15 protein-coding genes are annotated in these 13,355 nt (G+C 60.2%); 9 read left to right on the top strand and 6 right to left on the bottom strand.

From position 1 onward, the window contains the following. Positions 1 to 39: 39 nt before the first annotated feature. From ACZ0AZ_RS08480 to phoB, 3 genes are all read right to left on the bottom strand, one after another. Entirely contained in the window at positions 40 to 1,380 is a 1,341-nt protein-coding gene (locus ACZ0AZ_RS08480) for a hemolysin family protein (RefSeq protein WP_016772486.1), read from the bottom strand. Positions 1,381 to 1,503: 123 nt separating this feature from the next. Further along, a complete protein-coding gene (gene phoR, locus ACZ0AZ_RS08475; RefSeq protein ID WP_463538769.1) occupies positions 1,504 to 2,790 on the bottom strand; it encodes a phosphate regulon sensor histidine kinase PhoR in 1,287 nt (428 codons plus the stop codon). A gap of 138 nt (positions 2,791 to 2,928) precedes the next feature. Next, positions 2,929 to 3,618: a phosphate regulon transcriptional regulator PhoB gene (phoB, locus tag ACZ0AZ_RS08470; RefSeq protein ID WP_007896474.1), complete on the bottom strand. Its 690-nt coding sequence runs from the start codon at positions 3,616 to 3,618 to the stop codon at positions 2,929 to 2,931. A gap of 151 nt (positions 3,619 to 3,769) precedes the next feature. Between phoB and ACZ0AZ_RS08465 the strand changes: the two genes are divergently transcribed. Further along, positions 3,770 to 4,153, top strand: a complete 384-nt coding sequence (locus ACZ0AZ_RS08465; RefSeq protein ID WP_039757314.1) for a COG4315 family predicted lipoprotein — start codon at positions 3,770 to 3,772, stop codon at positions 4,151 to 4,153. A 101-nt stretch (positions 4,154 to 4,254) separates the two neighbouring features. On the opposite strand, the gene ubiA is transcribed toward ACZ0AZ_RS08465, so the two are convergent. Then, entirely contained in the window at positions 4,255 to 5,145 is an 891-nt protein-coding gene (ubiA, locus tag ACZ0AZ_RS08460; protein ID WP_463537200.1) for a 4-hydroxybenzoate octaprenyltransferase, read from the bottom strand. Beyond that, positions 5,145 to 5,705: a chorismate--pyruvate lyase family protein gene (locus ACZ0AZ_RS08455; protein ID WP_122612777.1), complete on the bottom strand. Its 561-nt coding sequence runs from the start codon at positions 5,703 to 5,705 to the stop codon at positions 5,145 to 5,147. The genes ubiA and ACZ0AZ_RS08455 overlap by 1 nt, the downstream gene beginning before the upstream one ends. Positions 5,706 to 5,906: 201 nt before the next feature. Here ACZ0AZ_RS08455 and ACZ0AZ_RS08450 point away from each other — a divergent pair, with 201 nt between their 5' ends. The 3 genes from ACZ0AZ_RS08450 (at position 5,907) to ACZ0AZ_RS08440 (ending at position 7,709) form a co-directional block, all read left to right on the top strand. Further along, positions 5,907 to 6,074: a rubredoxin gene (locus ACZ0AZ_RS08450; protein WP_003177199.1), complete on the top strand. Its 168-nt coding sequence runs from the start codon at positions 5,907 to 5,909 to the stop codon at positions 6,072 to 6,074. Positions 6,075 to 6,094: 20 nt separating this feature from the next. Continuing rightward, the gene (locus ACZ0AZ_RS08445; protein WP_463537199.1) at positions 6,095 to 7,243 is read left to right on the top strand and encodes an NAD(P)/FAD-dependent oxidoreductase; all 1,149 of its coding nucleotides are present in this window, start codon (positions 6,095 to 6,097) and stop codon (positions 7,241 to 7,243) included. Between the two features lie 190 nt (positions 7,244 to 7,433). Further along, a complete protein-coding gene (locus tag ACZ0AZ_RS08440) occupies positions 7,434 to 7,709 on the top strand; it encodes an HU family DNA-binding protein (RefSeq protein WP_003213368.1) in 276 nt (91 codons plus the stop codon). Positions 7,710 to 7,806: 97 nt separating this feature from the next. Here the strand turns inward: ACZ0AZ_RS08440 and ACZ0AZ_RS08435 are convergent, their stop codons facing one another. After that, on the bottom strand, positions 7,807 to 8,163 hold the full coding sequence (locus ACZ0AZ_RS08435; RefSeq protein ID WP_129997964.1) for a hypothetical protein: 357 nt from the start codon (positions 8,161 to 8,163) through the stop codon (positions 7,807 to 7,809). A gap of 622 nt (positions 8,164 to 8,785) precedes the next feature. On the opposite strand from ACZ0AZ_RS08435, the gene tssA reads away from it, so the two are divergent. From tssA to ACZ0AZ_RS08410, 5 genes are read left to right on the top strand one after another with little or no spacing between them, the layout of a single operon-like run. Further along, positions 8,786 to 10,348: a type VI secretion system protein TssA gene (tssA, locus tag ACZ0AZ_RS08430; RefSeq protein WP_039757327.1), complete on the top strand. Its 1,563-nt coding sequence runs from the start codon at positions 8,786 to 8,788 to the stop codon at positions 10,346 to 10,348. 32 nt (positions 10,349 to 10,380) lie between these two features. After that, entirely contained in the window at positions 10,381 to 10,884 is a 504-nt protein-coding gene (gene tssB / locus ACZ0AZ_RS08425; RefSeq protein WP_016772498.1) for a type VI secretion system contractile sheath small subunit, read from the top strand. A 28-nt stretch (positions 10,885 to 10,912) separates the two neighbouring features. Continuing rightward, the gene (gene tssC / locus ACZ0AZ_RS08420; protein WP_016772499.1) at positions 10,913 to 12,388 is read left to right on the top strand and encodes a type VI secretion system contractile sheath large subunit; all 1,476 of its coding nucleotides are present in this window, start codon (positions 10,913 to 10,915) and stop codon (positions 12,386 to 12,388) included. A gap of 9 nt (positions 12,389 to 12,397) precedes the next feature. Next, a complete protein-coding gene (tssE, locus tag ACZ0AZ_RS08415; RefSeq protein ID WP_007920274.1) occupies positions 12,398 to 12,805 on the top strand; it encodes a type VI secretion system baseplate subunit TssE in 408 nt (135 codons plus the stop codon). Between the two features lie 11 nt (positions 12,806 to 12,816). Beyond that, positions 12,817 to 13,341: a PAAR domain-containing protein gene (locus ACZ0AZ_RS08410; protein WP_463537198.1), complete on the top strand. Its 525-nt coding sequence runs from the start codon at positions 12,817 to 12,819 to the stop codon at positions 13,339 to 13,341. The last annotated feature ends 14 nt before the right edge of the window (positions 13,342 to 13,355 follow it).

The following is a 13,355-nucleotide window of genomic DNA, read 5'->3' as shown; positions in this document are numbered from 1 at the left end:
GGATAAATCCCCTCGCCACAAGAGCCCCCCAAACTCCCGTCAATCGAGCATCAACACCTTGGCCAGGACAATCTTCGGCCCTTTCATCTTTTTGATGATGATCCGCAGGCCTTCGACTTCCAGCACTTCTTCCTCTTCCGGCACCCGTTTGAGGGTTTCGTAAACCAGCCCGGCGAGGGTTTCCGCTTCGATGTGATCAAGATCGATGCCCAACAGGCGCTCGACCTTGAACAAAGGCGTATCGCCGCGCACCAGCAGCTTGCCCGGCTGATAGGCGAGGATGCCGCGTTCAGCCTTGCGGTGTTCGTCCTGAATATCGCCGACCAGCACTTCCAGCACGTCTTCCATGGTCAGGTAGCCGATGATGTTGCCGTCAGCCTCCTCGACCACGGCGAAGTGCGAGCCACCCTTGCGGAACTGCTCCAGCAGCTGCGACAGCGGCATGTGCCGCGATACGCGCTCCAACGGGCGGGTCAGCTCGGCCAGGTTGAACGACTCGGGAATGTGGTCCAGCGCGGCCAGTTCCAGCAGCAGATCCTTGATGTGCAGCAGGCCGACGAACTCCTGGCGCTCGCTGTCGTACACCGGATAACGGCTGAACTTGTGGCGACGGAACATCGCCAGGATTTCCTTCAGCGGCGCGTTGAACTCCAGGGTGATCAGGTCTTCGCGGGAGTTGGCCCAGTCGACCACTTCCAGCTCGCCCATTTCCACCGCCGAGGCCAGTACGCGCATGCCCTGATCGCTCGGATCCTGGCCACGGCTGGAGTGCAGGATCAGTTTCAGCTCTTCGCGGCTGTAATGGTGTTCATGGTGCGGGCCGGGTTCACCTTGCCCGGCGATACGCAGAATCGCGTTGGCGCTGGCGTTGAGCAGGTAGATCGCCGGGTACATCGCCCAGTAGAACAGGTACAGCGGCACTGCCGTCCACAACGACAGCAGCTCGGGTTTGCGGATCGCCCACGACTTGGGCGCCAGCTCACCGACCACGATGTGCAGGTACGAAATGATGAAGAACGCGGTGAAGAACGACACGCCTTTGATGATCTCGGGCGAGTCGACGCCGACCGCGCTCAGCAGCGGTTCGAGAATGTGCGCGAACGCCGGCTCACCGACCCAGCCCAGACCGAGGGAGGCAAGGGTGATGCCGAGCTGACACGCCGACAGGTAGGCATCGAGCTGACTGTGCACGGTGCGCAGGATGTGCCCGCGCCAGCCGTGTTGTTCAGCGATGGCCTCGACCCGGGTCGAGCGCAGTTTGACCATGGCGAATTCCGCCGCAACGAAAAAGCCGTTGAGCAACACCAGGATCAGAGCAAAAAGGATCATGCCGAAGTCGGCGAAAATGGTAGCGAGGGACAAGCCAGGGGAAGGGTCCATGATGGAGTTTTGCGGGTTCCGTGTGATTCGAAAGTAGGGAGAAACAGCACCTGAAAGGCAGGCACAAGGCAGCCAATGTAGCGGCTGACTGTACGATTGCCTAGTGGCGTGTGCCGGGCGGCATCACTCGGTGGCGCTGATCGCCCGTGCGCTGGCCACCTGGGCCGGGGCGAAATGGCAGGTGAACGTGCTGCCGTGGCCGGGCACGCTGCTGATTTCCATCCGCGCGCGGTGGCGCAGCAGCACGTGCTTGACGATGGCCAGGCCTAAGCCGGTGCCGCCGGTATTGGAATTGCGACTGGAGTCGACACGGTAGAAGCGTTCGGTCAGGCGCGGCAGGTGTTTGCTGTCGATACCGATGCCGGAATCCTGCACGCTCAGGTGCGCGCCTTGCTCGTCGCCCCACCAGCGAATGCGGATGTTGCCCTCGGCCGGGGTGTACTTGACCGCGTTGAACACCAGATTGGAAAACGCACTGCGCAGCTCGGCTTCGCTGCCCTTGAGCAGCAGGCGCGCGTCGGCTTCGAGGCTGATGCGCTGGTTTTTCGCCCCGGACAACTGCTGCGCATCGCTGGTGATCGATTGCAGCAGCGTGTCGATCTGCACTGGCTGGTTGTCCGACGGGTAGTCGGTGGCTTCCAGTTTCGCCAGCAGCAACAGATCGTTGAGCAACGTCTGCATGCGCCCGCCCTGTTGCTGCATCTGCTGTAGCGCCCGGCTCCAGCGCGGGTTCACTTCTTCGACATTGTCCAGCAGGGTTTCCAGATAGCCGCAGATCACCGTCAGCGGTGTGCGCAGCTCGTGGGAGACGTTGGCGATGAAGTCCTTGCGCATCTGTTCCAGCTGATGAATGCGTGTGACATCACGCACCAGCATCAGGTGTTCATTGTTGCCGTAGCGGGTCAGGTACAGCTGAATGCGCACGCGATCGTTGGTCGGCGAAGGGATTTCCAATGGCTCGGCAAAGCTGTCCTGCTCGAAGTATTCCTTGAAGCGCGGATGGCGCACCAGGTTGGTCACCGGTTGGCCGCTGTCCTGCGGAGTCTTCAGGCCGAGCAGGGTTTCAGCGGCGCGGTTCCACCATTCGAGGTTGCCGTCGCTGTCGAGCATGATCACCGCGTCTTTCAGCGCGGCGGTGGATTCCTGCACCCGGTCGATCACCGCCTGCAGACGCCCGCGCACCCGTTGGTCGCGGCGTTGCAGGTGATAAATGCTGTCGAACACCTCGCCCCACAGGCCATAACCATCGGGCGGTGCTTCGTCGGGTTGATGCTTGCGCAGCCATTCGTGCAGACGCAGCAATTGCTTGAGCGTCCAGGCCAGATAAAGCCCCAGACCCGCCGCCAGGCTCCAGCCGTAATAGCCGGTGATCAGACCGATCACCAGGCAGGCGGTGACCAGCAACAGCATGTGGCGAATCAGGGTGCCATGCCAGTTTTGATTCACAGAGGCGTCCTTAGCCGCAGCTTCAAGTTTCAAGCCGCAAGCTCCAAGCTAAAACGGATCGGCTTTCACTTGCCGCTTGTAGCTGAAAGCTTGCAGCTGCTTTTATGCTTTTGTGGAGAACCGATAACCGGTGCCGCGCACGGTTTGTACCAGATTTTCGTAAGCGTCGCCGAGGGCCTTGCGCAGGCGGCGGATGTGCACGTCGACGGTGCGCTCTTCGACATAGACGTTGCCGCCCCAGACCTGATCGAGCAACTGGCCACGGGTGTAGGCGCGTTCCTGATGGGTCATGAAGAATTGCAGCAGGCGGTATTCGGTCGGGCCCATCTCGGCAGGTTTGCCGTCGATGGTCACGCGGTGGCTGATCGGGTCGAGCAGCAGGCCGCCGACTTCGATCGGCGCTTCGCCATCGGTCGGCCCGGCACGGCGCAGTACAGCCTTGAGGCGGGCGACCAGTTCACGCGGCGAAAACGGTTTGGTGATGTAGTCGTCGGCGCCGACTTCCAGACCCTGGATCTTGTTGTCCTCTTCGCCCTTGGCGGTGAGCATGATGATCGGGATGTCCCCGGTCAGCTCGTCACGCTTGAGGCGTCGGGCCAGTTCGATGCCCGAGGTGCCGGGCAGCATCCAGTCGAGCAGGATCAGGTCCGGCTTGCGGTCGACGATGATGGCGTGGGCCTGCTGCGAGTTCTCCGCCTCGAGGCAGTCATAGCCGGCCATTTCCAACGCCACGGCGATCATTTCGCGAATGGGCGCTTCGTCGTCGACGATCAGAATGCTCCTGCCAACCATGCCTTAATCCTCTTGTCATTTAACTGTCTTGCGCCGCATTAGATAACGGAATTATTGCAGTCGTGTGACAGTATTTCAGCGCGACGGCGTTTGTGCCGATCCTGAACTAAGCTCTAAGTCCGAATCCTGACAACCACAAAAGAAGGTTTCCATGACTCAGATGACTGTTTCTTTCAAAGCCCTGCTGATGGCCGCTGCCCTGACATTACCGGGGCTGGCCATGGCGGCCGATCCGGCGATGGAAAAGGACGGCATGTACACCGACCACAAGGGCATGACCCTGTACACCTTCGCCAAGGACTCCGCTGGCAAGTCTGCCTGCAACGACAAATGCGCGGCGAACTGGCCGCCGTTGATGGCGCAGGCGGGTGACAAATCCATGGGCGACTGGACGGTGATCAAGCGTGACGACGGCTCGATGCAGTGGGCCTACCAGGGCATGCCGCTGTACACCTTCGTGATGGACAAGAAGGCCGGCGACATGACCGGCGACGGCAAAATGGACGGCGCCTGGAAAGTCGCCAAGGCCAAATAACCACGGTCCAAAACCCTGTGGGAGCGAGCCTGCTCGCGAAGCGTTGTGTCAGTTATCGCAGAGGTGACTGACATGACGCCTTCGCGAGCAGGTGTCATGCATTAGCGCAATGCGTAATCCAGCACGATCCCGACAAATATCGCCAACCCAGCCCAGTGGTTGTGCAGGAACGCTTTGAAGCAGCGCATGCGATCACGATCACGGGTGTACCAGAACTCCCACGCATAACACCCGGCAGCCACCAGCAAGCCAAGGTGGAACCAGATCCCCAGCTCGAACTTCGACCCGGCCAGCATCAGGCAGCCCAGCGACAATGCTTGCAAGCTAAGGATGATCATTCGATCCGCCTCGCCAAACAGAATCGCTGTGGATTTCACGCCGATCTTCAGGTCGTCATCGCGATCGGTCATCGCGTAATAAGTGTCATAACCCACCGTCCACAGCAAATTGGCAATCCACAGCAGCCACGCCGCCGCCGGCAACTCGCCGGTCTCGGCGGTGAAGGCCATTGGCATGCCCCAGGAAAACGCCGCCCCCAGCACCACTTGCGGGTAATAGGTGTAGCGCTTCATGAACGGATACGTGAACGCCAGCGCCAGACCGCCCAGCGACAGCCAGATGGTCGGCGCATTGGTGCACAGCACCAGCAGAAAACTGATGCCCATCAGCACGGCAAAGAACACCAGCGCTTCCTTCGAGCTGATCCGGCCAGCAGCGAGCGGCCGTAGCGCGGTGCGTTTGACGTGGCCGTCGACCTTGCGGTCGGCCCAGTCGTTGATCACGCAACCACCGGCGCGGGTCAGCACTACGCCAAGAACAAAAATCACCACGTTGGCCAGCGACGGCGAGCCCTTGCCGGCAATCCACAATGCCCACAGCGTCGGCCACAGCAGCAGGTAAATGCCGATCGGCTTGTCCATGCGCGTCAACTGAACGAAATCCCAGGCGCGCGGGTTCAGCCGGTTGAGGGACTTGAGCAGGCTCTGATACATCAGCAATTCTCCGGATGGGCGCGGGCGGCGTCCCACAGGCTCGGCAGGAAGATTTCCGCGACCAGCACGCTCAGCGCGCCACGATCGAAACGCGAACGCCGGCCCCACAGCTCAGGGGCTTGCACCGCTGGCGGCAACCATTGTTCAGGGTAGTGGCAGACTTCAATGGCGCGGCGTTGAAATGCCCGATCACAAAACAGCAGTTCACCCAACGAGCGGCTGCCCAGTTCATCCATGTGCAAGCCATCACCTTGCAGGGCCGCCCGCGAGGCAACGCTGCGGGCAAACACCCAGGCTTCGCCGTGGCCGCGCAAATAAACCTCACGGACCCAGCCTTCGCTGCCTTCGGCCAGCTCCAACGCCGCGCATTCATCAGCGCGCAGGGTGTCCCAGCCCTCGAACAGCGGCGACACGCTGAAGCCATCCTCGGACAAACGGGTCAACCGGCGGGTCAGCGAACCTTCGTCGAACAACCAGTCGAGGGTCAACGGATCGGGGCGGGGCGTCAGGCGGTCTTGGGTCAGCCAGAGCGGGGCGGGGCAGGCATTTGAATGTTGCACAATGAGTCATTATTGGCCGCAAATGAGGCGGCGAGCTTACCATGGCGGGCGACAAGATCGAGCGGCGCCGGCCGCCGTTGCGCCGAACAGGCTTGCATCTGCCCGGCACCCTCAGTACAAAACGCCCTGAGCCGGATGGCAGCGCAGCACCCATCGACCGTCCGCGCCGGCACTACGCCTGAACCCTGAGGAAGTACCTGAATGAAGAAGTGGCAATGTATCGTCTGTGGCCTGATCTATAACGAAGCCGACGGCTGGCCGGATGACGGCATCGCGCCGGGCACCCGCTGGGAAGACGTACCGGCAGACTGGCTGTGCCCCGACTGCGGCGTCGGCAAGATGGACTTCGAAATGATCGAAATCAACTAAGCAAATCAGAGGAGTAAGGCATGAGCGCACCAGTCGTCATCATCGGCACCGGGCTTGCGGGCTACAACCTGGCCCGCGAGTTTCGCAAGCTCGACAGCGAAACCCCGCTACTGCTGATCACCGCCGACGACGGCCGCTCTTACTCCAAGCCGATGCTCTCCACCGGTTTCGGCAAGCACAAGGACGCCGATGGCCTGAGCATGGCCGAACCCGGCGCCATGGCCGAGCAGTTGAAAGCCGAGGTGCGCACCCACACGCGCATCAGCGGTATCGACGCCGGCCACAAACGCTTGTGGATCGGTGAAGAAGCCGTGCCCTATCGCGACCTGATTCTGGCCTGGGGCGCGGAAACCGTGCGCGTGCCGATCGAAGGCGACGGCGCGGAACTGGTATTCCCGATCAACGATCTCGAAGACTACGCGCGCTTCCGTGCCGCGGCGGCGGGCAAGCGTCGAGTGTTGTTGCTCGGCGCCGGGTTGATCGGCTGCGAATTCGCCAATGACCTGATTCTCGGCGGCTACGAAGTGCAACTGGTCGCGCCGTGCGAACAGGTCATGCCGATGCTCTTGCATCCCGCCGCTGCGGCGGCTGTGCAGGCCGGGCTGGAAAGTATCGGGGCGCAGTTTCACCTCGGCCCGGTGCTGACCCGGCTGGAGAAAGTCGCCGATGGCCTCGAAGCGCACCTGTCCGACGGTGAGGTCATCCCTTGCGATGTCGTGGTCTCGGCGATCGGCCTGCGCCCACGCATCGATCTGGCGGCCGCAGCCGGCGTGCAGGTCAATCGCGGCGTGATGGTTGATCGTTACCTGAAAACCTCCCACGCCAATATCTACGCCCTGGGCGATTGCGCTGAAGTCGACGGGCTCAATCTGCTCTACGTTATGCCGCTGATGAGTTGCGCGCGCGCGTTGGCGCAAACCCTCGCCGGAAACCCGACCGCGGTCAGCTACGGGCCGATGCCGATCACCGTGAAAACCCCGGTGTGCCCGCTGGTGGTGTCGCCGCCGCCGCGCGGCAGCGAAGGTGTCTGGAGCGTCGAAGGGCAGGGCGCCGATATCAAAGCGCTGTGCCACAGTGCCGACGGTCATTTGCTCGGTTACGCCCTGACCGGCGGGGCGGTCATGGAAAAACTGGCCCTGAACAAACAGCTGCCGCCGCTGCTGGCGTAAATGCCGGTCGTTCTGTCGTAAACACCGCTCTTTTGCCCCGACAAAGGTCGTGGGGAGACTGGCGCCGCCGCTGGCGGCGTGCCATTCTCACTCCCGTCTGCCGCAGAGTAGAGCCTGCGGCGCCTTGGGCGCTGTTCCAACGAGAACAGCACGGACATAACAACAAAAAACCGTCAAAGGGGCTTCACTAATGCGTAAACCAGAACTCGCCGCTGCAATCGCCGAAAAGGCAGACTTGACCAAAGAACAGGCCAACCGCGTCCTGAACGCCGTCCTCGAAGAAATCACCGGCGCCCTGCACCGCAAGGACAGCGTGACGCTGGTCGGCTTCGGCACCTTCCTGCAACGCCACCGCGGCGCCCGCACCGGCAAAAACCCGCAGACCGGCGAACCGGTCAAAATCAAGGCCAGCAACACCGTGGCGTTCAAGCCAGGCAAGTCGTTGAAAGACAGCGTCAATCCTTGATGGCGGCGTGCTCCCCTGAATAACCGGGAGAACCGCAAATGAAAAATGGGCACACCGATTGCGGTCGGGTGCCCATTTTTTGTGGCTGCCTCTTGGCTTACTGGCGTCGGAAGCAAGCCTTGCCGTTGCCGAAATCCACGGCCAGGCAGTTTGGCTCGATCGCCAGTTGCAGGTCCTGGAACAGTCCGCCCAGATCGCTGTTGGAGGCAGGCTTGGTTTTGCTTTCCAGCACTACTGTCTGGTTTTCCACCTTCCAGGTGCCTTTGGCAAAGCCGTCGGCGCTGCCATATGCCACACCGGCATCAAAGGTGCCGTCCTTTCGCAACAGCAACTCGGCGCCCATTTCCATCGCGCCGGTCAGGTAGTAATGGCCGTCCAATGGTGGGGTTTCCGCTGACGCTTGGGTGATGGGCAGCCACATAAGCGCGGCGAAAAATACGGGTTTCAATTCCATGAGTTAAAGCTCCTGACCATTGGTTTTCATGTAAGAAGTATCCCTGAGTTTTGTCAGAGTATTCTCCGGCATGAAGTGAAGGGATTTCTGGAGACGGATGCATCGATAACTATCGAGTTTGCACTGCAGGGGCGTGTTTCTTGAAGATAAAAGTTTCAAGTTAATGAAATGCCATCATTGTGCTAGCACTTTTCGTGTTGTTCGTTGTCGCAGGCGAATGGTTGAAAGATGGCTATCCGTATTCGGAAGTGTCCTACTTCTATTTTTTTTTGAATTTGGCATGCTGCACGCCGCTTGGGGGTACGAGCGTAAGGTAAACTCGCCCGGCCGTGGCGCAGGGCTCTGGGTCAAGGGTTTGACAGGGTCATGGAAAATTCGTCGTGTATTAATCGGCCTCAGGGAAACCCCTGCGACATATAGGGCGATCTCCTACAGACCTCAACGAACAGTTCGTCTTGTTGTTTAATCAGATGCTTGCTAGTGGCCATCATAGTGATTACGATGCGCCCACTTGAAAGAGCACATCTCAATTGGATGAGTCGCTGAACTGCTCTTCGATACTGTCCCGCGTTGCTGAAACTCTATTCGCACGCATGACTGTAAACCTTAATAAAGGCCATGGATGTCCTACTCAAGCAAACTTTCCGCCCATTACCTCGAACTCGCAAAAGTCTCTGTTTCCAAAGAGAATTTCGCGGGCGAAGACGTTCGTTTCTCGAGCGAATTCGAGGCGCTGGAAAGTGAGCTGGCCAAGGCTTCGTCGATGCACGAAAGCGGGCAGATCGACTGGCTGAAAATCCGCGAAAACAGCGAAAATCTGCTGCGTACCCAATCCAAGGATCTGCGTGTCGGCGCCTGGCTGACCTGGTCGCTGTACCAGCGCGAATCCTTCCCCGGGCTGCTGGCCGGCCTCGGTCTGCTGCACCATCTGTCGGAAAACAACTGGGCCGACGTTCACCCGCTCAAACCCCGTACCCGTGCCGCCGCGATCGGCTGGCTGGTGCCGCGTCTCGAGCAGGTCATCACCGAAAACATTGCGATCAAAGAGCAGTTGCCGATGTTCCGGCAGCTGTCCGAGCACCTGGCCGGTCTTGAGGCAGCGTGCACTGCACATCTGGGCGATGACGCGCCGCTGTTATTGCCGATCTCCCGGCGCCTGAAAACCATGATCCAGCGTGCCGCCGACAACCAGCCGGCCCCCGGCGTGGTGGGCGCGGCGGTGGCGCAGGTCAAGCAGGCCGCGACCCAGTTGCTCACTCCTGGCGCGCCGATCGACAACGAACGCGATGCGCACAAAGCCCTGCGCGCCCAGCAGGACAGCGCCCGGCCGTTGTGTGCCTGGTGGCTCAAACAGAAGGCTACCGATCTGCGCGCCCTGCGCCTCAATCGCACGCTGTTGTGGATGACCATCGACGCGGTGCCCGAGCGCAACGCCGAGCAGATCACCGTATTGCGCGGCCTGCCGCTGGAAAAGCTCAAGCTCTATCAGGACCGTTTCGATCAGGGCAAATACGCCGACCTGTTGGTGGAACTGGAGGCGAGCCTGGCGAAGGCGCCGTTCTGGTTCGATGGCCAGAGGATGGTCTGGGAATGTCTCCAGAACCTCAACGCCGAATTGGCAATGCGCGAAGTGGAAATCCACTTCGCGCTTTTGATTCAGCGCCTGCCGGGCATCATCGAGTTGCGCTTCCATGACGGCGCGCCGTTTGCCGATCCGTCCACCCGGGCGTGGATCGCCGCCAATGTCATGCCGCACCTGCAAAGCGCCAGCGCGCCGCGCAAGGTCGAAAGCGAGAACGTCGAAACCCAGCCGGCGTGGGAAAAAGCCCTCGAGGAAGTCCAGCCGATCCTGCGCAAGGAAGGTTTGAAGCCGGCCGTGCAGATTCTCAAGCAGGGTCTGCAATCTGCCCACGGTGGCCGTGAACGCTTCTTCTGGCAGTTCAGCCTCGCGCGGCTGTGTTTCCTGGCCAAGAAATACGAACTGGCCAAGAACCAGCTCGAAACCCTCGATCAGACACTACAGGACTCAGGCCTGCACGCCTGGGAGCCCGATCTTGCATTGCAAGTGCTGCACCTGCTGCACAGTTGCTGCGAGTTGTTGCCGCAGAACCACGCCGTACGTGAAAGCAAGGAAGAGATTTATCGCAGGCTGTGCCACCTCGACCTCGAAGTGGTACTCGAATAGGCCCCAGGGCCACAACCGCAAGGAGAAAAGCCATGGCCAAAGAAGGCTCGGTAGCCCCCAAGGAACGCATCAACGTCACCTTCAAACCCGCCACCGGCGGTGCTCAGGAAGAGATTGAACTGCCGCTGAAGCTGCTGGCAATCGGTGACTACACCCACCGCAAGGACGATCGCAAAATCGAAGATCGCAAGCCGATCAGCATCGACAAGATGACCTTCGACGAAGTGTTGGCCAAGCAAGAGCTGGGTCTGACGCTGAGCGTGCCGAACCGTCTGCAGGAAGATGGCGAGGCTGAAGAGCTGGCCGTGCAATTGCGCGTCAATTCGATGAAGGACTTCAACCCGGCCAGCCTGGTCGAGCAAGTGCCTGAGCTGAAAAAACTGATGGAACTGCGCGATGCGCTGGTGGCCCTCAAAGGCCCGCTGGGTAACGCACCTGCGTTCCGTAAAGCGATCGAAGGCGTGCTCGCCGACGACGAATCCCGCGGTCGCGTACTCGGTGAGCTGGGCTTGAACGCCGCAGCCCCGGACGCCTGAGACTCCAGTAGCCAAGGAAGCCAACACAATGAGCACTAGCGCAGCACAAGAGAAGAGCGCCGCCAGCGGCGAATACAGCATTCTCGACAGCATCATCGCCGAAACCCGTCTGACCCCGGACGACGAAGCCTACGACATCGCCAAGCGTGGCGTGTCGGCGTTCATCGAAGAGCTGCTCAAGCCGCAGAACAACGGTGAGCCGGTCAAGAAAGCCATGGTTGACCGCATGATCGCCGAGATCGATGCCAAGCTCAGCCGTCAGATGGACGAGATCCTGCACCACCCGGATTTCCAGGCGCTGGAATCGTCGTGGCGTGGTCTGCAGTTGCTGGTTGACCGCACCAACTTCCGCGAAAACATCAAGATCGAAATCCTCAACGTCTCCAAAGAAGACCTGCTGGACGATTTCGAAGATTCGCCGGAAGTCATGCAGTCGGGCCTGTACAAGCACATCTACACCGCTGAATACGGCCAGTTCGGTGGTCAGCCGGTGGGCGCAATCATCGCCAACTACTACATGTCGCCAAGCTCGCCAGACGTCAAGCTGATGCAGTACGTGGCCAGCGTTTCGTGCATGTCCCACGCGCCGTTCATCGCTGCCGCCGGGCCGAAATTCTTCGGCCTGGAAAGCTTCACCGGCCTGCCGGATCTGAAAGATCTGAAAGACCACTTCGAAGGTCCGCAATTCGCCAAATGGCAGAGCTTCCGTACCTCGGAAGACTCGCGCTACGTTGGCCTGACCGTGCCGCGTTTCCTGCTGCGCAACCCGTACGATCCGGAAGAAAACCCGGTGAAATCGTTCGTGTACAAGGAAACCGTTGCCAACAGCCACGAGCACTACCTGTGGGGCAATACGGCTTACGCGTTCGGCACCAAGCTGACCGACAGCTTCGCCAAATTCCGCTGGTGCCCGAACATCATTGGCCCGCAGAGCGGTGGCGCGGTTGAAGACCTGCCTTTGCACCATTTCGAAAGCATGGGCGAAATCGAAACCAAGATTCCTACCGAAGTATTGGTCTCCGACCGTCGTGAATACGAACTGGCCGAGGAAGGCTTCATTTCCCTGACCATGCGCAAAGGCTCCGACAACGCGGCGTTCTTCTCCGCCAGTTCGGTGCAGAAGCCGAAGTTCTTCGGCATCAGCGCAGAAGGCAAGGCCGCAGAGCTGAACTACAAGCTCGGCACCCAACTGCCGTACATGATGATCGTCAACCGTCTGGCTCACTACTTGAAAGTGCTGCAGCGCGAGCAACTCGGTTCGTGGAAAGAGCGTACCGACCTCGAGCTGGAACTGAACAAGTGGATCCGTCAGTACGTTGCCGACCAGGAAAACCCGAGCGCCGAAGTCCGTGGCCGTCGTCCGCTGCGCGCTGCGCAAGTGATCGTCAGCGACGTTGAAGGCGAGCCGGGCTGGTACCGCGTGAGCTTGAACGTGCGTCCGCACTTCAAGTACATGGGTGCCGATTTCACCCTGTCGCTGGTTGGCAAGCTGGACAAAGAGTAAGAGCGACTCATGGACGGATACGGCAGCCTGTTCGAACGCCTCAACGGCGACGCACAACTACGCAAGGGCAACAGCCTTGAGGCTTGTGCCATGGCGTCAGTGGCTGCCCATCTGGCCAAAATGCTCAGCACCCGGGCCGGCAGCGTGCAAACGCTGGCCGACTACGGGTTGCCCGATCTCAATGACATGCGCCTGAGCCTGCACGACTCGCTGAGTCAGGCCCGCCTGGCCATCGAAAACTTCATCGAAGCCTACGAGCCACGCCTGAGCAATGTGCGTGTCATTTCCCTGCCGCGTGACCACGATCAACTGCGCCTGGCCTTCAGTATCGAAGGCCTGCTGGAAGTTGAAGGGTTCAAGCGTCAGGTCAGTTTTTCCGCGCGCCTGGATGGCAGCGGTCAAGTCAAGGTCACCTAAGGAGATCCCCGATGTCTGGCAAACCCGCAGCACGCGTATCCGACCCCACCGCTTGCCCACTACCTGGCCACGGTACAAACCCGATCACCGCCGGTTCCGGCGACGTGTTCTTCGACGGCCTCGCGGCCGCCCGCCAAGGCGATGCCTCGGCGTGTGGTGGTGCGATGGTCGGCGATCTTGCGACTACCGTTTTGATCAACGGCAAACCGGCCGCCACGGTCGGCTCCGTTGGCTCTCACGGGAACAAGGTTACGGCAGGTTCCGGGACGGTGATTATTGGCAATTCGCATACGCCAGCGCCGTTTATGCCGCCGTTGCCCGTCGATATCCAGTGGCCGTTCAGTGAGCATTTCATAGTCAACTGTGAAGAAACCGGACAGCCATTGGCAGGGGTTGAATACACGCTGAAGACCGCTTCGGGAAAGGTTATCAATGGGGTTACCGACAACGATGGAAAGACACAGCGCGTTTTTTCCATGACAGCGGAAGCCATCGAATTGGTGATTGAGCAACAAACAAAGGTTGCGATTGCGTAAGCAACCACAGTTGC

Source organism: Pseudomonas sp. AC239 (genome assembly GCF_979258545.1).
Note: the sequence above shows the minus strand (reverse complement) of the source record. Positions and strands in the feature narration are given on the sequence as shown.